Origin of the sequence: Siccirubricoccus soli (genome assembly GCF_024178315.1) — a bacterium.
In the GTDB taxonomy this organism is placed as follows: Bacteria; Pseudomonadota; Alphaproteobacteria; order Acetobacterales; family Acetobacteraceae; genus Siccirubricoccus; species Siccirubricoccus soli.
This window is the reverse complement of the sequence record NZ_JAMZIK010000172.1, coordinates 1-17,743: the sequence shown is the minus strand read 5'-3', so window position 1 is coordinate 17,743 and position 17,743 is coordinate 1. Positions and strand designations below refer to the sequence as shown.

At 72.3% G+C, this 17,743-nt stretch carries 20 protein-coding genes; 17 read left to right on the top strand and 3 right to left on the bottom strand.

Features of this window, described 5'->3' with window-relative positions; all coding sequences use genetic code 11:
* Positions 1 to 189 precede the first annotated feature (189 nt).
* From NJ376_RS23575 to terL, 12 genes are all read left to right on the top strand, one after another.
* Positions 190 to 621: a hypothetical protein gene (locus NJ376_RS23575; RefSeq protein WP_252955737.1), complete on the top strand. Its 432-nt coding sequence runs from the start codon at positions 190 to 192 to the stop codon at positions 619 to 621.
* Entirely contained in the window at positions 618 to 1,106 is a 489-nt protein-coding gene (locus NJ376_RS23570; RefSeq protein WP_252955736.1) for a hypothetical protein, read from the top strand. Before NJ376_RS23575 ends, NJ376_RS23570 begins: the two co-directional genes overlap by 4 nt.
* 326 nt (positions 1,107 to 1,432) lie before the next feature.
* Positions 1,433 to 1,684: a hypothetical protein gene (locus tag NJ376_RS23565; protein ID WP_252955735.1), complete on the top strand. Its 252-nt coding sequence runs from the start codon at positions 1,433 to 1,435 to the stop codon at positions 1,682 to 1,684.
* A 5-nt stretch (positions 1,685 to 1,689) separates the two neighbouring features.
* Positions 1,690 to 3,132: a portal protein gene (locus tag NJ376_RS23560; RefSeq protein ID WP_252955734.1), complete on the top strand. Its 1,443-nt coding sequence runs from the start codon at positions 1,690 to 1,692 to the stop codon at positions 3,130 to 3,132.
* A gap of 5 nt (positions 3,133 to 3,137) precedes the next feature.
* Positions 3,138 to 3,881, top strand: coding sequence for a capsid assembly protein (locus NJ376_RS23555; RefSeq protein WP_252955733.1), 744 nt, complete (start codon positions 3,138 to 3,140; stop codon positions 3,879 to 3,881).
* Between the two features lie 343 nt (positions 3,882 to 4,224).
* Positions 4,225 to 5,058: a phage capsid protein gene (locus NJ376_RS23550; RefSeq protein WP_252955732.1), complete on the top strand. Its 834-nt coding sequence runs from the start codon at positions 4,225 to 4,227 to the stop codon at positions 5,056 to 5,058.
* A 118-nt stretch (positions 5,059 to 5,176) separates the two neighbouring features.
* Positions 5,177 to 5,746 (top strand): hypothetical protein, encoded by a 570-nt coding sequence (locus NJ376_RS23545; RefSeq protein ID WP_252955731.1) that lies wholly within the window; start codon positions 5,177 to 5,179, stop codon positions 5,744 to 5,746.
* A 1-nt stretch (position 5,747) separates the two neighbouring features.
* The gene (locus NJ376_RS23540; RefSeq protein ID WP_252955730.1) at positions 5,748 to 7,628 is read left to right on the top strand and encodes a hypothetical protein; all 1,881 of its coding nucleotides are present in this window, start codon (positions 5,748 to 5,750) and stop codon (positions 7,626 to 7,628) included.
* Positions 7,628 to 8,068 (top strand): hypothetical protein, encoded by a 441-nt coding sequence (locus NJ376_RS23535; RefSeq protein ID WP_252955729.1) that lies wholly within the window; start codon positions 7,628 to 7,630, stop codon positions 8,066 to 8,068. The genes NJ376_RS23540 and NJ376_RS23535 overlap by 1 nt, the downstream gene beginning before the upstream one ends.
* Positions 8,069 to 8,182: 114 nt before the next feature.
* On the top strand, positions 8,183 to 10,504 hold the full coding sequence (locus NJ376_RS23530; RefSeq protein ID WP_252955728.1) for a glycosyl hydrolase family 28-related protein: 2,322 nt from the start codon (positions 8,183 to 8,185) through the stop codon (positions 10,502 to 10,504).
* Between the two features lie 5 nt (positions 10,505 to 10,509).
* Complete coding sequence (locus NJ376_RS23525; RefSeq protein WP_252955727.1) at positions 10,510 to 10,824, top strand: hypothetical protein; 315 nt, start codon at positions 10,510 to 10,512, stop codon at positions 10,822 to 10,824.
* On the top strand, positions 10,802 to 12,253 hold the full coding sequence (terL, locus tag NJ376_RS23520) for a phage terminase large subunit (RefSeq protein WP_252955726.1): 1,452 nt from the start codon (positions 10,802 to 10,804) through the stop codon (positions 12,251 to 12,253). The genes NJ376_RS23525 and terL overlap by 23 nt, the downstream gene beginning before the upstream one ends.
* A gap of 161 nt (positions 12,254 to 12,414) precedes the next feature.
* Here terL and NJ376_RS23515 read toward each other — a convergent pair whose 3' ends face one another.
* The gene (locus NJ376_RS23515) at positions 12,415 to 12,645 is read right to left on the bottom strand and encodes a hypothetical protein (RefSeq protein ID WP_252955725.1); all 231 of its coding nucleotides are present in this window, start codon (positions 12,643 to 12,645) and stop codon (positions 12,415 to 12,417) included.
* Between the two features lie 69 nt (positions 12,646 to 12,714).
* On the opposite strand from NJ376_RS23515, the gene NJ376_RS23510 reads away from it, so the two are divergent.
* Complete coding sequence (locus NJ376_RS23510; RefSeq protein WP_252955724.1) at positions 12,715 to 13,053, top strand: hypothetical protein; 339 nt, start codon at positions 12,715 to 12,717, stop codon at positions 13,051 to 13,053.
* The gene (locus NJ376_RS23505; RefSeq protein WP_252955723.1) at positions 13,050 to 13,508 is read left to right on the top strand and encodes a cell wall hydrolase; all 459 of its coding nucleotides are present in this window, start codon (positions 13,050 to 13,052) and stop codon (positions 13,506 to 13,508) included. The genes NJ376_RS23510 and NJ376_RS23505 overlap by 4 nt, the downstream gene beginning before the upstream one ends.
* 251 nt (positions 13,509 to 13,759) lie before the next feature.
* On the opposite strand, the gene NJ376_RS23500 is transcribed toward NJ376_RS23505, so the two are convergent.
* The gene (locus NJ376_RS23500) at positions 13,760 to 14,281 is read right to left on the bottom strand and encodes a biotin transporter BioY (protein ID WP_252955722.1); all 522 of its coding nucleotides are present in this window, start codon (positions 14,279 to 14,281) and stop codon (positions 13,760 to 13,762) included.
* Between the two features lie 96 nt (positions 14,282 to 14,377).
* On the opposite strand from NJ376_RS23500, the gene NJ376_RS23495 reads away from it, so the two are divergent.
* Positions 14,378 to 14,734, top strand: coding sequence for a DUF952 domain-containing protein (locus NJ376_RS23495; RefSeq protein ID WP_252955721.1), 357 nt, complete (start codon positions 14,378 to 14,380; stop codon positions 14,732 to 14,734).
* Here NJ376_RS23495 and NJ376_RS23490 read toward each other — a convergent pair.
* Positions 14,641 to 15,588 carry a DMT family transporter gene (locus tag NJ376_RS23490; RefSeq protein WP_252955720.1) on the bottom strand — a complete coding sequence of 316 codons (948 nt, stop codon included), beginning with the start codon at positions 15,586 to 15,588 and terminating at the stop codon, positions 14,641 to 14,643. The two genes, NJ376_RS23495 and NJ376_RS23490, sit on opposite strands and share 94 nt — an antisense overlap.
* 152 nt (positions 15,589 to 15,740) lie before the next feature.
* On the opposite strand from NJ376_RS23490, the gene NJ376_RS23485 reads away from it, so the two are divergent.
* Positions 15,741 to 16,820 carry a quinone-dependent dihydroorotate dehydrogenase gene (locus tag NJ376_RS23485; RefSeq protein ID WP_252955719.1) on the top strand — a complete coding sequence of 360 codons (1,080 nt, stop codon included), beginning with the start codon at positions 15,741 to 15,743 and terminating at the stop codon, positions 16,818 to 16,820.
* Between the two features lie 12 nt (positions 16,821 to 16,832).
* Positions 16,833 to 17,693 (top strand): TIGR01459 family HAD-type hydrolase, encoded by an 861-nt coding sequence (locus NJ376_RS23480; protein ID WP_252955718.1) that lies wholly within the window; start codon positions 16,833 to 16,835, stop codon positions 17,691 to 17,693.
* Positions 17,694 to 17,743 lie beyond the last annotated feature (50 nt).

Genomic DNA, 17,743 nt, shown 5'->3' with positions numbered 1-17,743 from the left:
GCATCGGTCCAGTGCAAGGTCAGCGCATCGGGTGGCAGGCCCTGGATATGGGGGCCCGATCTGGGCATAACATCCTAGGTTCGGAGTCATCGAGCAATAGGTGAATTTTCCTTTTTGATGCTTGCCTTCGGAACAACCCTGGGTTTACGTTCCTGAAACGTTCCACCCTGGCGCGAAGGACAGCCCCCGATGACCACCGCCGCCCGCCCCGGAAACGCCCCCGTCCGCAACAGCACGAACAGGATGCAGCCCTTCGACAGCACGGAGGAAGCCTGGTTCTGGACCATGGCCGCCCTCATCGCCCGGCGCGATGGCGCCCGCATCGTCTCCGGCGCCGGGCTGGTGCAGCGGCCCTGCGAGCCGGACGACGTGGTGAAATGCCTGGACCGGCTCTACCGGCAGCGGCGGATCGACCTGCAGCACGCCCGCATCCTGCGGATCTGGGGCGAGCGCCAGGCCGCGCCGGACCCACGCTACCCGAGCGATAAGGGCGATTGGCGGCTGTGGCGGGAGGCGATCTCCCGGCTCGACTGGCCGCTCAGGGTGAAGGGCATCGTCGCCGGCCCGCTGCCGGTGGCGCAGCCGGCGGAGGTGCTGGCCTTTCCGGGGCCCCGAGCATGACCCGGCCGCGGCCTGCCCATGCCCGGGCCGCGGCGGTGGCCGGGCAGCGCGTCTACATCGCCTTCGGCGGGGCGGCGGAACTGCCCTGGCTGCGCCTGCTTCGCCCCGGCTTCCGCCACTGCTTCGCGGCGCTGGAGGAGGCGGGAAGCTGGCTGGTGGCGGACCCGCTTTCCGGCCGGCTGGTGCTGACGCGGCTGGACCTGCCGCCGGGCTTCGACCTGCCGGGCTTCTACCGGCGGGCGGGACTGACGGTGCTCGGCCCCTTCCGGCCGGGTGGGGCGCGCTGGTCGGTGCTGCCCTCGCTGTGGCCGCTCAATTGCGTCTCCCTCTGCCGCGCCGTGCTGGGCAGCGCGGCGCCCTTCGCGCTGACGCCGCATGGGCTGTACCGGGGGCTGAGGCGTGGGGGCTCCGGCCCCGTGGGCCCGGCAGGGGCTCTGCCCCTGCACCCCGCCGGGGCCAGGACCTGGCCCCGGACCCCGGTCTGAGTTTTGGATTCGGCTGGCATACCCACACCGGGGCAGCGGTCTCTTCCCAGACGGCGGAACGGCGCGGACGCCGTTCCGCCGTTTTTACGTTCATCCGCATTTATGCCTACCCGCTCGGCCAGAATTCCACCCTGACATAAGAAAATTTTCTTGACCCTCGCGCCGCCGCCGGCTAAGAACCTCCTCGCCAACGGGCGATTTGCGCCCGGCGGCCTTCCTCCCGATCCCTCCCCTCAGGCGCGGGCCCGGCTCTTCCTCGTGAAGGACCGGGCCCGCGCCTTTTTTCGCCCGGGGTCGCGGAGCCCTGCCGACAGGAGAGGATCCGCATGGGTGGCCTGTTCCGTGCCCCGAAGCCGGTGATCGTCCAGACGCCACAAGCCGCCACCGCTGCCGCCGCGGCGGAGACGACCAGCACGACCGAGGCCGCCGCGGCAGAGGCGGCCAGCGAGGCGCGCCGCGAGGCCCGCGCCCGCGCCGCACGCGGCATCGCCGGCACCATCGCCACCTCCGCCCGCGGCGTGCTGGACCCGCTGCCTGCGCTGCCCGCCACCGCCCGCAAATCCCTGCTCGGGGAGTGACACCGATGGACGCCGAAGCGATCCTCGCCGGCCATGCCCGCGCCCTCGAACGACGCCGGCCGATCGAGCCGATCTGGCAGGCCTGCTACGATCATGTGCTGCCCGCACCGCAGGACGGCCCCGCCCTGTTCGACGCCACGGCGGCCGACGCGGTGGAACAGCTCGCCGCCTCCCTGCTCGCCGAGCTGACGCCGCCCTGGTCCCGCTGGTTCGGCCTGGCGCCCGCCCGGCCGCTGCAGGACACGGCGCGCGGCCATGCCGCGGCGCTCGCGCTGGAGGATGCGGCGGACACGCTGCAACGGCATCTCGACCGCTCCAACTTCGCGGTCGAGATGCACCAGGCATTCCTCGACCTCGTCATCATCGGCACCGGGCTACTGATGGTGGAGGAAGCGCCGCTCGGCGAGGCCTCCGCCTTCCGCTTCACCGCCGTGCCAATGCGCATGGCGGTGCTGGAGGAAGGGCCGGACGGCCGGCTTTCCACCGTCTATCGCCAGGCGCGCCTGACCGCCGCCGCGTTGCGCCGCCGCTTCCCCGAGGCGGTGCTGCCGCCCGAGCTGCTGCGCGCGGCGGCGCAGGGCGACGCCACGGCGCATCCGGTGCTGGAGGCGGTGCTGCCGGACCGCGGCGGCATCCGCTACCACGCGCTGCTGATCGACGACCCGCTGCGCCCGCTGCCCCTGGCCGAGGGAAGCTTCGCCGAGAATCCCTGCATCGCCTTCCGCTGGATGAAGGTGCCGGGGGAGCTCTATGGCCGCGGCCCGGTGATGAAGGCGCTGCCGGATATCCGCACCGCCAACAAGGTGGTGGAGCTGATCCTGAAGAACGCCTCCATCGCCGCCACCGGCATCTGGCAGGCGGAGGATGACGGGGTGCTGAACCCCGCCACCATCAAGCTGACGCCCGGCGCCATCATTCCGAAGGCGCCGGGCAGCGCCGGCCTCACGCCGCTGGCGGCGCCGGGGAATTTCGACGTCTCGCAGCTCGTGCTCGAGGATCTGCGCACGCGCATCCGCGGCGCGCTGCTGGCCGACCGGCTGGGCCCGGCGCAGGACGTCCGGATGACCGCGACGGAGGTGCTGGAGCGCAGCGCCCAGACCGCGCGGCTGCTCGGCGCCACCTATGGCCGCTTGCAGACGGAACTGCTGACGCCGCTGGTCATGCGCTGCCTCGGCATCCTCCGCCGGCGGGGCGAGTTGCCACCGCTGCTGGTGGCGGATGGGCGGGAGATCGCGCTGCGCTACGAAAGCCCGCTGGCCCGCGTGCAGGGCCGCGCCGATGCGGCGAATACCCTGCTGTTCCTGGAATCCGTCGGCAAGCTCGGCGGCAGCGCGGCGGCCCAGCTGGATACCGTCGCCGCCACGCGCTGGCTGGCCCGCACCCTCGGCGCCCCGGCCGAGGTGCTGCTGCCGAGCCCCGTTCCGCAACCCCTGCCCAACCGGGAGTGACCCGCATGCCCGAAGATCTGCTGCAGTCGCCGGACCAGCCTGCCGCGCCGGAGGGCAGCGCGCCCGCCCCGCGCCCGAGCGAGGTGCCGGAGAAATTCCGCGACCCCGAGACCGGCGCGCTGCGCGTGGACGCGCTGCTGAAATCCTACCGCGAGCTGGAGCGGCGCCTCTCACAGCGCATGGGCATGCCGGGCGCCGACGTGGCGCCGGAGGATCTGCTGCGGTTCCGTCAGGCGATGGGTATTCCCGAGTCGCCCGAAGGCTACAGCATCACCCCGCCGCATGAGCTCTGCTGCGCCGATGCCGAGGTGAATGGCCGGCTGCACCGGGCGCATTTCACCAACGATCAGGCGCAGCTCGTCTACGATCTGGCGGCGGAGCGGCTGCTGCCGCTGATCGCCGAGGCCGCCGCGCAGTACGAGGCCGATCGGCAGCGCGAGAAGCTGGTGGAGCATTTCGGCGGCGAGGAGCGCTTCCGCCAGGTGGCGGCGCAGCTTTCCGCCTGGGCCCGCGCGAAGCTGCCGGAGAGCGTCTATGGCGCGCTGGCCAGCACCGCGGAGGGCGTGCTCGCCCTGGAGCAGATGATGCGGAAGGCGGAGCCGGGCCTCGGCCGGGACGCCGCGCCGCAGACCGCGGAGAGCGAGACCGAGCTGCGCGCCATGATGCGCGACCCGCGCTACTGGCGGCAGCGCGACCCGGTCTTCGTCCGCCGCGTGACCGAGGGCTTCCGCCGCCTGGTCGGCACCTGATCCGGCGGGGCTCCGGCCCCGCCAAATCCCGCATTTCGGCAGGGCTTGAGTGCGCCGTTCCCCCCGCGGCGCCCTCGCCCTGCCGCGGGCGCCCGCCGCCCCCGGCGTGGCGCCCCGGGGGCGGGCCGATGCCCGGCCGCGCCGAGGCATGCCCTGCAGATGCAGGCGCCACCCGCCTCGTGCCGAGCGGCCGAAGCCGTATCGCCCGCCCCCTCCCTTCACGGCCACGACCAACCCACCGGCCCCGCCGCGCGGGCCGTGGCCGCGCGCCCTCGCTCCGGCCCGCGCAAGCGGCCAACCGCGGCGTAGGCGCATCCGCCCCCATCGTGAAAGGCAAGGACACATGTCCGCTTCCATCGACCAGGCCTTCATCAAGCAGTACGAAGCCGAGGTGCAGGAGGCCTATCAGCGCCACGGCAGCAAGCTGCGCCCGACCGTGCGCAGCAAGTCCGATGTCCGCGGCGCCTCCACCATCTTCCAGAAGGTGGGCAAGGGCACCGCGGCGGCGAAGGCGCGCAACGGCGTGGTGCCGGTGATGAACATCGACCACACCACGGTCGAGTGCTTCCTGCAGGACTACTACGCCGGCGATTGGATCGACCGGCTGGACGAGCTGAAGACCAATATCGACGAGCGCGCGGTGGTGGCGAATGCCGGCGCCTATGCGCTGGGCCGCAAGACGGACGAGCTGATCATCGCCGCGCTGGACAGCGCGACGCCGGAGGCGATCGGCACCAATAGCGGTGAGACCGACAATGACGGCCTGACCCGCGCCAAGGTGCTGCTGGCCTTCCAGGCGCTGGGCAATGCCGATGTGCCGGATGACGGCAACCGCTTCGCGGTGGTGGGCTGGAAGCAGTGGAGCGAGTTGCTGACCATCCAGGAATTCGCCAATGCCGACTATATCGGCCCGGACGAGCTGCCCTGGAAGGGCACCCAGGCGAAGCGCTGGCTGGGCGCCACCTGGATGCCGCATAGCGGCCTGACCAAGGCCGGCACGCTGCGCTACTGCTACTTCTACCACAAGAGCGCGGTCGGCCACGCCGTGGCGTCCGAGATCGCCACGGACGTCACCTGGCATGGCGACCGCGCCGCGCATTTCGTCAACACCATGATGAGCCAGGGCGCGGTGCTGGTGGACAACACCGGCGTCGTGCGGATGCGCGCGAAGGAATAAGCGCACGAAGGGACGGCTTTGCGCGTCCCCGACCGCTCCCACCGCGGCTCTCCCCCAGCGGGAAGGGCCGTGGTGGGGGCGCCTTCCCTCTCCACCTCCCGCTTGCTCGGAGCCCCAAATGGCCCTCTCCGCCCTCGCGCTCTGCTCGCGCGCGCTGCTGAAGATCGGCGCCCAGCCGGTCGCCTCGCTCGACGAAGGCACCGCCGAGGCCGAGGTGGCGGCGAATCTCTACCCGGCCGTGCGCGACGCGCTGCTCTCCCTCTTCCCCTGGAGCTTCGCCACCGCCCAGGCCACCCTGCCGCGGCTCTCCGCCCGGCCCACCGCGGATTTCGACCACGCCTTCCAGCTGCCGGTGGATTTCCTCCGCGCGCTCTCGGCCGGCACGCCGGGAAGCGGCCGCGGCCTGGCCTACCGCATCCTGGAGGACCGGCTGCATTGCAGCGCGGAGCAGGTCGTCCTCTCCTACATCTTCCGCCCGGCGGAGGCCGCCTTCCCGCCCTTCTTCGCCGCCGCGCTGGCCACGCGCCTCGCCGCCGAATTCTGCATCCCGCTGACCGAGAACACCTCCCGCGCCCAGCTCCTGCTGAGCCAGGCGGAGGCGGAGCTGCGGGCGGCGCGGCAGGCGGACAGCCAGCAGGCGACGCCGCGCGCCATCGAGAATTTCCCGCTGCTGAATGCGAGGGGGTGAGATGGCCCAGTCCCGCGCCTTGAAGACCAGCTTCACCGCCGGCGAGGTGACGCCCGAGCTGCTCGGCCGGCCGGATCTGCGCGCCTGGGCCAATGGCGCGCGCAGGCTGCGCAACGTCTTCATCCAGCCGACCGGCGGCCTCACCCGCCGCCCCGGGCTGCGCCATGTCGCGACCCTGCCCGGCCCCGCCAGGCTGATCCCCTTCGAGTTCAACACCGAGCAGACCTATCTGCTGGTGCTGACCGCGGGGCAGATGCGGGTCTTCATCGAGGACGCCCAGGTGGCGCAGGTGAGCGGCCCCTGGACCGAGGCGATGCTGCCCCAGCTCGCCTTCACCCAGAGCGCGGACACGCTGCTGCTCTGCCACCCGGACATGGTGCCGCAGAAGGTGACGCGGACCAGCCATACGAGCTGGACCGTCACCCCCTGGAGCTTCCTCTACGAGCCCTTCTTCCGCTTCGGCGATGGCGCGACGACGCTGACGCCCTCCGCCACCGGCGGCAGCGTCACCCTCACCGCCTCGGCCGCCGCCTTCCTGCCCGGCCATGTCGGCACCCGCTTCCGCCTCGGCGGCAAGCGGGTGGTGGTCACCGCCATCGCCTCCGCCACCCATGCCACCGCCTCGGTCGAGGAGACGCTGGCCGGCACCACGGCGACGGCGGATTGGGACGAGGCAGCCTTCTCCGCCGTGCGCGGCTGGCCGGTCTGCCTCTGCTTCCACCAGGACCGGCTGGTGATCGGCGGCTCGCGGGATTTGCCGAACCGGCTCTGGCTCTCCCAATCCGGCGATCTGTTCAACTTCGACACCGGTACCGGCCTCGACGACCAGGCGATCAGCTTCGGCCTGGTCTCCGACCAGGTGAACGCGATCCGCGGCGTCTTCTCCGGCCTGCATCTGCAGGTCTTCACCTCCGGTGCGGAGTGGATGGTCAGCGGCGCGCCGCTCACCCCGGCCTCCATCCAGCTCAACCGGCAGACGCGCGTCGGCTCGCCGGTGGCGCGGATGATCCCGCCGGTGGATGTGGATGGCGCCACCATCTTCGTCTCCCGCAGCGGCCGTGGCGTCTATGAGTTCACCTATACCGACCTGCAGCAGGTCTATCAGGCGAACGACCTGGCGCTGGCGGCGCAGCACCTGGTCCGTGACCCGGTCGCGATGTGCTACGACCAGGTCCGCCGGCTGCTGCATGTTGCCATGGCGGATGGCGGCCTCGCCACCCTCACGCTCTACCGCGCCGAGGAAGTCACCGCCTGGACCCGGCAGGAGACGGACGGGGTCTTCCGCGCCCTGGCCGAGATCGAGGGCACGGTCTGGGCGGTGGTGGAGCGTGCCGGCACCCAGCGGCTGGAACGCTTCGACGCGGCGCTGGCGCTGGATGCGGCGCTGACCGGCGGCAGCGCCGCGGCGCAGAGCCACTGGTCCGGGCTCGGCCATCTGGATGGGCGCATCGTCGGCATCCTGGCGGATGGCGCGCCGCGCGATTCCGCCCTGGTCTCCAACGGCGCCGTCACGCTCGAGCCCGGCGCGCTGACCCTGCAGGCCGGCCTGCCCTTCAGCCATGTGATCGAGCCACTGCCGCCCGATCTCAGCTCCGCCATGGGGGTGAAGGCGGCGCCGCTGCGGCTCGTCTCCGTCACCTTCCGGCTGCTGGAGACGGCAGCGCTCTCGGTCGATCTCGGCCGCGGCAGCACGCCGGTCGCCTTCCGCCGGCTCGGCACGCCGCTGCTGGACGCCGCGCCGCAGCTCTTCACCGGCGATGTGCGGCTGCGCGCCATCGGCTGGAAGCGGGATGCGCTCGCCCCGCTCTGGCGGATCGAGGATGCGACGCCGCTGCCGATGACGCTGCTTTCCGTCACCACCGAGACGAGGATCACCGACTGATGGCCGCTCTCGCCTCGCTCGCCACCGTGCTCGGTGCGGGCGCTTCCATCTACGGCACCGTGCGCCAGGCGCAGTCGCAGCAGGCGACGGCGAAGGCACAGGCGCAGCTCACCCAGCAGCAGCAGGCAGCGCGGCAGCAGGAGCTGGCGGCGCAGCAGGCGGAGCAGGCGCGGGAGCGCCAGCAGGCCCTGGCGCGCACCCTGGCCGCCACCCGCGCCCGGCTGGCGGCGAGCGGGCTGCAGCCGGACGAAGGCTCCGCCGCCGCCGTCACCGGCGGGCTGCGGCAGGATGCCGCGGCGGCCCAGGCGGCGGACGATGCCGCCTATCAGGCAAGGCTCGCCCAGGGCCGTGCCAGCCTGCTGCAGCCGGACGGCACCTTGACGGCTCTGCTGCGCAGCGGCCGGACCTTCGGCTTCGCCGCACGCAGCCTGCTGGACTGACCCGCGGCGGGCGCCGCGGGCCCCGCCCATTCCTTTGCCCGCGTGACCCGCGCTGCCGGTGGCCATGCCCCGGGCGGTCACGCCCCAGCCGCAACCGAGACATCGGAGCCCGAGATGGCCGAGCACATCAAGATCGGCGACGTGGCGCCACGCGTGCAGTACGTGGCGGACGGCGTCCAGACCAGCTTCACCTACCCTTTCCCGATCTTCGTCGAGACCGATCTCGAGCTGCGGATGGACGGGCTGGTGCAGGGCTCCGGCTTCGCCGTGACCGGCGTGGGGGAAAGCGCCGGCGGCACGGTGGAATTCCCCGAGCCGCCGCGCGCCGGCGCGGTGCTGACCTTGCGGCGCAATCTGGCCGTCGAGCGCACCACGGACTTTCAGGAGAACGGCATCCTCCGCGCCCGCACCCTGAATGACGAGCTGGACTACCAGATCGCCGCGCTGCAGGAGGTGAAGGCGCAGATCGGCAGCGCCATCCAGCTCGATCCCTCGGATATCGGCGGCGTCACCACCCTGCCGCTGCGCCCGGCCCGGGTGAACAAGGTGCTGGGCTTCGACAGCCTGGGCGATTTGACGGTGTTCGACCGTGGCGAGAGCACCATCAGCGTGCCCTTCCCGAATGGCGTGCCGCGCACGGTGGAGGACAAGCTGGCCGAGCGCCTCTCGGCCCGGGATTTCGGCGCGACCGGCGACGGGGTGACGGATGACGGCCCCGCCCTGCAGGCGGCCATGAACGCGGCGGCGGCCAGCGGCAAGCTGCTGGAGGTGGGGGAGGGCGTCTTCCGCACCACCCTGCCGCTGCTGCTGCCGGGCGCGGCGGCCGGCCTCCAGATGCGCGGCACCATCCTCTATGCCGGGCCGGGCGGCCAAGCGGCCCTCACCCTGGGCGATGGCGGCACGGTCAACAACCAGCGGAAGAACTATCTCGGCCTCAGCGTCTATCGTTCGCTCCAGAGCGACTGGATCGACGAGGCGGATGTCGGCATCCGCATCCGCAACATCGATTCCTGCCAAGTGGAGATCCGCCGGGCGGAGCGCTTCACCATCGGCGTCCAGCTCCTCGGCGACCAGCGTGGCTGCGAGGACAGCGACCTGCGCTATGGCCGGATCATCGACAACCGCATCGGCCTCGACCTGCGGACGGCGACCGCTTCCGCCTGGATGAACGCGCTGCGGCATGCCGGCGGGCATTTCGCCTGCTCCTCCGCCACCAACCCCGGCATGGGGCGGTTCGGCGTGCGGCTCTCCGCCGCCGAGGGCGCCTACCGGCTGCACAACGCGCATCTCTTCACCGGCCCGGCCTTCGAGCTGCAGCGCCAGGGCACGCCGGGCACGGTGGACGCCATCCCCTTCCTGGTGGAGGTGGACGGGCGCGGGCTGATCGCCCAGGGCGTGCGCATGGAAGCCTGCTCGCCCTTCGTGGCGCGCCACACCGCCGGCTTCTCGGATGCGCGCTACGAGGTCGCCTATGTCGGCACCTATGGCTTCACCGGCTGCGCGGTGGACTATGCCAGCACGGCGACGCGGGCCGGCGGCACGGTGCTGCCGCTGCACCAGGCGGCCGCCGCGCTCGGCACGCCTAGGCTGGCCGCAGAGGCGGCGAATATCCGCAGCCGCGCCTTCCGCTGGGATGGCAGCTCGACGGGCTTCGAGGGGCTGGCGGTGCTCTCCGGCAACCCGGTCGGGCCGCCCAATACCCTGGCGGGCTTCTGCTTCCCCGGCCTGTCCCTGATCACGCTGAACGCCGACACCGTCACGCTGCCCACCAGCCGGGCGCTCGGCTTCGTCGTGGACTGCACGGGCTGCAAGGAGTTCTTCCTGGCCGCCGAGGGCAGTGGCCTGCGCCCCATGGCGATGCAGTTCGACGCGACCGAGACGGTGCTGGGCGGCACCGCGCCGGTGCTGTGGTCCAACATGAACACCGCCTGGCAGGGCCCGCCCTCCTACTGGTGGGAGGGCAATGCGGATCTGGACAGCCTGACGGGCGGCGTCGCCCTCAACCGACTGCAGCGCGTCACGCTGCATGCCAGCGCTGCCTACGCGGTCATCGGCGTGCGCGGCGGCAACGCCGCCTCGGTGCTGAAATCGCTCCGGCTCTATGCCCCGGCGACGGAAGCGCCGCAGGTGCTGGCCGGGGCCGGGCGGCTCTGGGGCACGCGGGAGCTGACGGCCTCGCTCGCCTATGATCCGCCGAGCCTTGCCAGCGGCGCCGTGGCGATCCAGGCGGTGACGCTGCCCTATGTGCAGGGCGGCGACTTCGTGCAGGCGGGCTTCACCGGCCAGGCCTCGGCCTTCGTCGAATGGACCGCCGCCGTCACCACCACGGGGGCCACCGGCACGGTGACGGCACGGGCCACCAACCGCCACCCCTCGACCCCGATCGACCTCGATCCCGGCACGCTCTTCGTGCGCGCCGTCAAGCCGCGGCTCTGACCCGCATGGCGCCCAAACGCAAGGTCCGGATCGACCTGGACTTCGCCACCTCGGCGAAGCTGATCCTGGCGGACTACCACCGCTTCATGTCCGCCGACCCGGCGACGCAGGAGGAGGGCGCGAACAAGCTCTTCGCCTCCCGCCATAGCTCCGCCAAGGCCGCGCTCTCGCATCTCGAGCAGCTGCTCAAGCTGGCGGGCGAGCAGGCGGACCAGGCGCAGCTGCAGGAGATCGGGGAGTCGCTCGCGCAGTACCGCTCTTTCATAGCCAAGGAGCTGAAGGAGGAGCCCGAAACCGATGACCCAGGCGACGCAGCCTGACTTCCTGGAATTCGTCTGGATCTGGAACCACGTGCAGAACCAGGACACGCCGTTGCCGCACCGCCGGATCGCCCGCTGGCTGCAGGCGCGGCAGGAGGCGGGCGACCGCCGCCTGCTGCTGATGGCCTTCCGCGGCTGCGGCAAGTCCACCCTCGTCGGCCTCTACTGCGCCTGGCGGCTGCTGCTTGCGCCGGAGACCCGCATCCTGGTGCTGGCCGCCGACCAACCGCTCGCGGTGAAGATGGTGGCGCAGGTGCGGCGCATCCTGGAACGCCATCCGCTCTGCCGCCCCCTGCTGCCGGAGGGCCCGGAGAATTGGGCGATGGACCGCTTCACCGTGGCGCGGGACGCGGTGCTGCGCGACCCCTCCATGCTGGCGCAGGGCCTCGGCGGCAACATCACCGGCGCCCGCGCCGACCTCATCATCTGCGACGATGTCGAGGTGGCCGGGAATTGCGACACGCCGGCGAAGCGGGAGGAGCTGCGCGCCCGCCTCTCGGAGATCGAGTTCGTGATCGTCCCGGGCGGCACCGTGCTCTTCATCGGCACGCCGCATTGCGCGGAGACCCTTTACCTGCATCCCTTGCAGGGGGAGGCCTTCCTCGCCGGCTATCGCCGCTTCACCCTGCCGCTGCTGGATGCGGCGGGGAACAGCGCCTGGCCGGAACGCTTTGATGCGGCGGCGATCGAGGCGCTGCGCAGCCGCGTCGGCCCGCACCGCTTCGCGCGGCAGATGCTGCTGCAGGCGGTCGCCGAGGCGGCGCTGCGGCTCGATCCCGCCCTGCTCATCCGCTACGCGGAGGAGCCGGAGTACCGGGAGGCGAGCGGCCGGGCGCAGCTCCTGCTGCTCGGGCGGCGGCTGGTCTCCGGCGGCGGGTTCTGGGACCCGGCCTTCGGACGGCCGCCGGCGCGCGGCGTCGGCGGCGACGGCTCCGTGCTCGCGGCCACCTATGCGGATGGGGAGGGCAACCACTTCCTCCACCGCATCCAATGGCTGACACATGACCCGGACGCCGCGACCGACCCGGCGACGCAGCAATGCCGCGCCGTGGCCAGCCTGGCGCGGGAGCTGCTGCTGCCGGTGGTGCGCGTCGAGACCAACGGGCTCGGCCGCTTCCTCCCGGCGCTGCTGCGGCGGGAACTGGCCCGGGCCGGGGCGCCCTGCACCGTCATCGAGCACACCAGCCGCAAAGCCAAGGCGGAGCGCATCCTCTCCGCCCTGGAACCGGCGCTGGCGGCGCGGCGGCTGCATGCGCATGACGCGGTGTTCCGCACGCCCTTCCCGGCGGAAATGGCAGCGTGGCGGCCGGACGCGACGGGCAACCGCGACGATGCGCTGGACGCCCTCGCGGGCTGCCTGCTGGCAGAACCGGTCAGGCTGCCGGCAGTCGTGCCAGCGGCCCGCGGCCAGGGGTGGCACGGAGGCTAGGTCGAGGAGGGCTCTGCCCTCCTCGAACTCCACCCGCCAAAGGCCGAAGGGCCTTTGGAAACCATGGGGTCAGACCCGACGGTTCAACCTGCAAACTCCGGGGTTCCAAGGGCCCTTCGGCCCTTGGCGGGATGGAGCCTGAGGAACGGCAGAGCCCTTCCTCAGCCTGCGCGGCGCAGGATCTCACTCCGGTGCCGCGCCACGCCTTCTTCCGTCAGCTCGTAGCGCCCATCCGGCCGCTGCGCCGCCAGCCCCATGCCGCGCAGCCTTTCCAGGCAGGGCCCGTCCTTCAGCCCTGCCGGCCGCCCCACCATGCCGACCAAGGTCAGCCGGTGCAGGGCCGACCGGCAGCAGGTCTCCAGATAGGGCTCGTTCCATTCGACCACGTCCAACCGCCCCTCCTTCGGCCCGAAGGGTGGGCGGCCCCCCACCCGCTTCAAGGAGGCAGCGAGGAGCCCCCCATGCCGTTCGAAACCACCTGGTGGATCACCGCCGTGGAGGCGCCGATCGTCGCCGCGCTGTTCTACATGATCCTCGGCCTGCGGCGAGACATGCATGAGCGCATCGACCGCAGCGACCAGCGCGAGACCGAGGCGGTGACCCGCACCCGCGACGATCTGGCGGAATTCAAGCTGGAAGTGGCGCGGAACTACGTGCCGCTCTCCCTCATCCGCGACGTGGACCGGCGCCTTTCGCAGCACCTGCTGCGCATCGAGGAGAAGATCGAGGAGGTGAAGCGCCTCGGTCAGCCCATGCCCCGGCTGCGCGACCGCAGCCATGCCGAGGAGGACGAGGCATGACCGGCGCCGAGATCCTGGCCCTCACCCTCCGGGCCGAGGCCGGCACCCGGCCGGTCCGCGCCATCGAGGCGATGGCGGCGCTGGCGGTGAACCGCGCCCGGATGGCCGCGGCGGATGCCACAGCGGCCGCGCGCTACGCCCCGGGCGCGCGGCCGGGGCTCGGGCTGGCGCCGCTGCTCGCCCTGGTCTGCCGCGCCCCCTTCCTGTTCGGCTGCTGGATGCCGAAGCATCCGCGCCGCCGGGTCCTGCTGCACGCCATGCAGGCGGCAGGGCAGGATGCGGCGCTGGAGGCCTGCCGGCGCGTCGCCGCCCGGGCCGCGGCCGGCGTGCTGGGGGACCCGACCGGCGGCGCCACCCATTGGCACCCGGCCGAGGAACTGCCCGGCTGGGCCCTCGGCCTGGTGCCGACGGCCGAGATCGGCGGGCTGGTCTTCTACCGCCTGCCGCCGGGCTGATACCCGGCTCGGAACGTCCCGACTTTCCGAGCCGGGTATCGCGCGCAGGGTTGCGCGCAACGGCTAGAGCAGATCGCCGTAGGGCGGCATCGCCCGAAGGCGTGAAGCTGCTCTGCAAACAAAGGCGTAGAGCGTTTGCGGTGAACGCATGGAAACCGAAAACGCTCTATGCGTCGGAAATCAAGGACATGCCGGCCGCGCCCGTGAACCGACATCGGTCAGCATCTCGCGTGGCCGGTATGCGCGCCGTCTCAGCGCCGCGCGGCGCGCAGCACCGCCCAAGCGAGCGCGGTCTTCACCAGCGTGCCCGGCAGGAACAGCAGGAAGCCGGCCATCCAGGCCCGCTCCAGCCCGACGAAACCGGAAAGCCAAAGCAGGCCGGGCAGGAACAGGGCCAGATGCGCCAGGGTCAGCAGCGCTGCCTGGCGCCAGGGGAAGCTGTCCCGCACCGCCAGCCCGGCGATCCAGGCGGCTGGCAGGAAGCCCAGCAGGTAGCCCGCCGTGGGGCCCGTGAGCACGGCTGGCCCAGCCGTCGCCCCGGCGAAGACGGGCAGGCCGAGCGCCCCTTCCAGCAGATAAAGCCCGACCGCGGCCAGGCCGAGCCGCCCGCCGCCCAGCGCGCCGAGCAGCAGCACCGCAAGGCTCTGCAGCGTCGCCGGCACCGGCCAGAAGGGCAGGCTGATCTGGGCGCTGGCCGCCAGCACGGCGGAGCCGAGCAGGGCGAAGCCCCAGAAACGCGCGGCGCTGCGTGATGGGGCAAGGGCGAGGGACATGCACGACCTCGATATCGATTGGGGCCGCGCATCTCCCATGGCGGCCGGGCCGGGGCAAGCCGTGCCCCGGCCGGCGGGCACCGCTATACCCGTCCCATGGACGAGCTGATCTACACCATGGTCCGCGCCGCCGATTGGCGGCAGGCGGAAGCCGCCGGCGCCTATGCCGGCAGCGAAGACGACCGGCGCGACGGCTTCCTGCATTTCTCCGCGGCGGGCCAGCTCCGCGCCAGCGCCGCCAAGCACCGCGCGGGGGAGCGCGACCTGCTGCTGGTGGGCGCCGACCCGGCCGCCCTCGGCGCCGCGCTGCGCTGGGAACCGGCCGCGGGCGGCAGACGCCCCGGCCTCTTCCCCCATCTCTATGGCGATCTGCCGCTCAGCGCGGTGCGGCTGGTGGTGCCGCTGCCGCTGGGCGCCGATGGGGCGCATCTCTTCCCGCCGGAGATCCCCTGAGCCGCCGCAGCGCGCTGGCGCACCCGCTCGCTCATCACGCAGGCGAAGATGATGACGCTGGCGCCGAGCAGGGTGGGCAGGTCCGGCAATCTTCCCCAGAACGCCAGATCCAGCAGGCCGGAGACCGGCATGGCGGCGTAGCCGAGCGGCCCGAGCCGCGCCGCGTCGGCATGGCGGTAGGCCAGCGCGGTCAGCACCGAGGCGCTGCCGGCGATCAGCCCGTTCAGCATCAGCATGGCCAGGTCGAGGGGCGGTGGGGCCACCCAGTCCCGGATCGCCAGCGGGCCGAACAGCACCAGGCCAAGCAGCGCCGGCCCGACCACCAGCATGGCGAGGCCCGCCTCGCCCTTCAGCTGCCGGTTCACCGTCTGGGTCACGCTGAAGGCCAGGGTGCCAAGCATCAGCCAGCCATAGCCGGCCAGCGACCCGCCGCCGCCGAGCTTCGGCGCCACGGCCAGCAGCACGCCGCCGAACCCCACCAGGCACCAGGCCCAGGCCGCCGCCGGCACCCTCTCTCCCAGCGTCAGGGCGGCCATCGCCAGGATAAGGAAGGGCGAGGTGAAGAAGACCAGATAGCCCTCGGCCAGCGCCAGATGCCGGAAGCCGAGGAAGAAGGACCCCGCCGAGAGCATCATCGCCGCCGCACGCAGCGCGTGCAGCCACGGCCGCGCCGTGCGGAAGGTGCCGCCGAAGCCCGGGTACAGGCCGCGCAGCGCGAAGAAGGCCGGCAGCAGCACCAGGTAACGCATGGCGACCACCTGCCCCACCGGATAGGCGCCGGAGAGCAGCTTGCTGTTGGCGTCCAGCAGCCCGAACAGCGCTATGCCGCCAAGCAGCAGCAACGGCCCTTTCACCCCGTTTCCTCCACCGCCGATGTCACCCTTGCCGTTGCATCCGGCGGGGCCGGCCTCCTGCAACCCTTGTCGCCGTGCCCAGGGGGGCGCGTCAACCGCGCCGGCGTGAACCGGCTTCCCCTTCGCCGCCGCCTCAGGCATTGAGCGCGGCGATGACCCCGACCCTCGCCTCCGCCCTCATGCCCCTGCTGCGCGGGCTCGACCCGGAAACGGCGCACGACCTGGCGCTGAAGGCGCTGGGGCTCGGGCTGGCGGGGCGGGACGGCACGCCGGACGATCCGGTGCTGGCGACCCACGCCTTCGGCCTGGCGTTTCGCAACCCCATCGGCCTGGCCGCCGGCTTCGACAAGAACGCCGTCGCCGTGCTGCCGCTGATGCGCCTCGGCTTCGGCTTCGTCGAGACCGGCACGGTCACGCCGCGGCCGCAACAGGGCAACCCGCGCCCGCGCCTCTTCCGGCTGGAGGAGGACCGGGCGATCATCAACCGCATGGGCTTCAACAATGCGGGGCTCGAGGTCTATCGCGCCCGCCTCGCCGCGCTGCGGCGGCCACTGCCGGCGGTGCTCGGCGGCAATATCGGGGTGAACAAGGAAGGCGCGGTGCCCGAGCGCGACTACCCCGCGCTCTACGCCGCTCTCGCCCCGGTCACCGACTATGTCGTGGTCAACATCTCCTCCCCCAACACCCCCGGCCTGCGGGACCTGCAGGGGGAGGAGCGGCTGATCGCGATCCTCGACGCCATCGCCGCGGTGCGGCAGCCGGACCACCCGCCCCTGCTGGTGAAGATCGCCCCCGACCTGGCGGATGACGCCGTGGCGGCGGTGGTGGAGGCCTGCGCGGCGCGCAACGTCGCCGGCCTCATCGTCTCCAACACCACCATCGCCCGCCCGGCCAGCCTGCGCAGCCGGCACAAGGGGGAGGCGGGCGGCCTCTCCGGCGCGCCGCTGCTGGCCCGGGCGACGGAGGTGCTGAGGCTTGCCTCCCGGCTCTCGCGCGGCCGGTTGACGCTGATCGGCGTCGGTGGCGTCGCCTCCGGCGCCGATGCCTATGCGAAGATCCGGGCCGGCGCCGCGCTGGTGCAGCTCTATGCCGGCTTCGCCTATGCCGGCCCGGCGCTGATCCCGCGCCTCAAATCCGAGCTCGCCGCGCTGCTGAAGCGCGACGGGTTCAGCAGCGTCGCCGATGCCGTCGGCGTCGATGCGGCACGTGACGACCGGCCGCAGGCCGCCTGAGGAACAGATGTGATGGATATCCTGGACGGCATCGCCAGCCTCGCCGACCGCTACGACGGCTATGTGCTCGACCTTTGGGGCGTGGTGCACAACGGCAAACAGCCCTATCCGCCGGTGCCGGAGGCGCTGCGGCAGCTGAAGGCGCGCGGCAAGAAGGTGGTCTTCCTCACCAATGCGCCGCGCCGCTCCTGGTTCATCGCCGGGATGCTGGATCGCATGGGGCTGGATCGCGCCCTTTATGACGGCATCATCTCCTCCGGCGAGATCGCCTGGCGCATGCTGAAGGCGAAGCAGCACCCCTTCTTCGCGAAGCTCGGCCGCCGCGCCGTCCATATCGGGCCGGAGCGCGACCTTTCCGTGGTGGAGGACGGCGTCGCCGAGCTGGTGGAGGATGCCGCGCAGGCGGATTTCCTGCTGAACACCGGCCCGGACCCGGAGCGCGGCTCGGTCGACGCCGAGGCCTATCGCCCGGCGCTGGAGGCGGCGCGGCGCCACAACCTGCCCATGGTCTGCGTGAACCCGGACCGCCATGTGATGGTGGGCGCGGAGCGGCTGATCTGCGCCGGCGCGCTGGCCGATATCTACACCGCCATGGGCGGCGAGTGCTTCGAGGTCGGGAAGCCCGACCCGGCGGTCTACGACCCTGTCATGGAGATCATCGGCGACGTCCCGCGCAGCCGCGTGCTGGCCATCGGCGACACGCCGCATACCGACCTCGCCGGGGCGCAGGCGGCGGGGATGGATGCGCTCTGGGCGCTGACCGGCCTCGCGGCCTTCGCCCATGGCGAGAACCCCTCCTCCGAGACGCTGCGCCAAGTGGCGCTGGCGGAAGGGGTGGACCCGCTGGCCGCCATCCGCGGGCTGCGCTGGTAGCTCAGGGCCTTGCCCACCGGAGACCGGCCCGCCTCCTGATCTGAGACCCG

Bases quoted from the DNA above. Each gene is read 5' to 3' on its own strand.
- terL (WP_252955726.1), top strand. From the start codon at position 10,802: ATGACCCAGGCGACGCAGCCTGACTTCCTGGAATTCGTCTGGATCTGG.
- NJ376_RS23505 (WP_252955723.1), top strand. From the start codon at position 13,050: ATGACCGGCGCCGAGATCCTGGCCCTCACCCTCCGGGCCGAGGCCGGC.
- NJ376_RS23510 (WP_252955724.1), top strand. From the start codon at position 12,715: ATGCCGTTCGAAACCACCTGGTGGATCACCGCCGTGGAGGCGCCGATC.
- NJ376_RS23545 (WP_252955731.1), top strand. From the start codon at position 5,177: ATGGCCCTCTCCGCCCTCGCGCTCTGCTCGCGCGCGCTGCTGAAGATC.
- NJ376_RS23485 (WP_252955719.1), top strand. From the start codon at position 15,741: ATGACCCCGACCCTCGCCTCCGCCCTCATGCCCCTGCTGCGCGGGCTC.
- NJ376_RS23525 (WP_252955727.1), top strand. From the start codon at position 10,510: ATGGCGCCCAAACGCAAGGTCCGGATCGACCTGGACTTCGCCACCTCG.
- NJ376_RS23530 (WP_252955728.1), top strand. From the start codon at position 8,183: ATGGCCGAGCACATCAAGATCGGCGACGTGGCGCCACGCGTGCAGTAC.
- NJ376_RS23565 (WP_252955735.1), top strand. From the start codon at position 1,433: ATGGGTGGCCTGTTCCGTGCCCCGAAGCCGGTGATCGTCCAGACGCCA.
- NJ376_RS23535 (WP_252955729.1), top strand. From the start codon at position 7,628: ATGGCCGCTCTCGCCTCGCTCGCCACCGTGCTCGGTGCGGGCGCTTCC.
- NJ376_RS23480 (WP_252955718.1), top strand. From the start codon at position 16,833: ATGGATATCCTGGACGGCATCGCCAGCCTCGCCGACCGCTACGACGGC.
- NJ376_RS23495 (WP_252955721.1), top strand. From the start codon at position 14,378: ATGGACGAGCTGATCTACACCATGGTCCGCGCCGCCGATTGGCGGCAG.
- NJ376_RS23570 (WP_252955736.1), top strand. From the start codon at position 618: ATGACCCGGCCGCGGCCTGCCCATGCCCGGGCCGCGGCGGTGGCCGGG.
- NJ376_RS23555 (WP_252955733.1), top strand. From the start codon at position 3,138: ATGCCCGAAGATCTGCTGCAGTCGCCGGACCAGCCTGCCGCGCCGGAG.
- NJ376_RS23575 (WP_252955737.1), top strand. From the start codon at position 190: ATGACCACCGCCGCCCGCCCCGGAAACGCCCCCGTCCGCAACAGCACG.
- NJ376_RS23540 (WP_252955730.1), top strand. From the start codon at position 5,748: ATGGCCCAGTCCCGCGCCTTGAAGACCAGCTTCACCGCCGGCGAGGTG.
- NJ376_RS23560 (WP_252955734.1), top strand. From the start codon at position 1,690: ATGGACGCCGAAGCGATCCTCGCCGGCCATGCCCGCGCCCTCGAACGA.
- NJ376_RS23550 (WP_252955732.1), top strand. From the start codon at position 4,225: ATGTCCGCTTCCATCGACCAGGCCTTCATCAAGCAGTACGAAGCCGAG.
- NJ376_RS23500 (WP_252955722.1), bottom strand. From the start codon at position 14,281: ATGTCCCTCGCCCTTGCCCCATCACGCAGCGCCGCGCGTTTCTGGGGC.